Annotated in this window: 1 protein-coding gene; it reads left to right on the top strand. The window is 50.8% G+C overall.

The annotated features are described in order from the left end of the window. Window positions 1–67 precede the first annotated feature (67 nt). Entirely contained in the window at window positions 68–538 is a 471-nt protein-coding gene (locus ROE7235_RS19820) for a type I restriction endonuclease subunit R, EcoR124 family (RefSeq protein ID WP_121097781.1), read from the top strand. Window positions 539–659 lie beyond the last annotated feature (121 nt).

Genomic DNA, 659 nt, shown 5'->3' with positions numbered 1-659 from the left:
GCAAGCCTCAAGCTCGAGGCGGGCTGGTGAGGAAAGAAAGTCAGGGCGGATCATAAGCAATAGCTGAATCGTTCCAAACCCAGCAGTCAAGTCAACAAATTCGGCTTCTGCAGGACTCGGAGTATACGTAAAAAAATTCGAAGACGCCGCAGCCGCGCTACTGACGATCACACCCACCGTGGACAGCGTCAATGACCTGCTAACCGAAGAGGATGAAGCGGCCTTCATCAAAGCCTTCCGAGACGTAATCAGGGTCAAGAACGTACTGGAGTGCTTTTCTCAGTTCGACGCCAGCACGCTGCCTCTCGATGAGCAGACGTTCGCAGACTACCGTAGTAAATACCTCGATCTTTACGACAAAGTGCGTAGCGAAACGGCAAAGGAGAAGGTTTCCATCCTCGATGACCTCGATTTTGAGATCGAGCTCATTAGCCGTGACAAGATCAATGTCAGCTACATCATCACCCTGCTACGCAACATGCAAAGCAAGACCCCTGAAGAAAGGGCTAAGACACACAAGACCATCATGGATGTGTGAAGTGGTCCGGCAAATTTGGACAGCGTGCTAAGATGTATCCAACGCGCACGAATGGATACGAGAATGACAAAGCGACGGAACTTTTCAGACAAGTTTAAAGCTGCTGTGGCGCTTGAGGCGC

Origin of the sequence: Roseinatronobacter ekhonensis, assembly GCF_900499075.1 — a bacterium.
GTDB lineage: Bacteria > Pseudomonadota > Alphaproteobacteria > Rhodobacterales > Rhodobacteraceae > Roseinatronobacter > Roseinatronobacter ekhonensis.
Note: the sequence above shows the minus strand (reverse complement) of the source record. Positions and strands in the feature narration are given on the sequence as shown.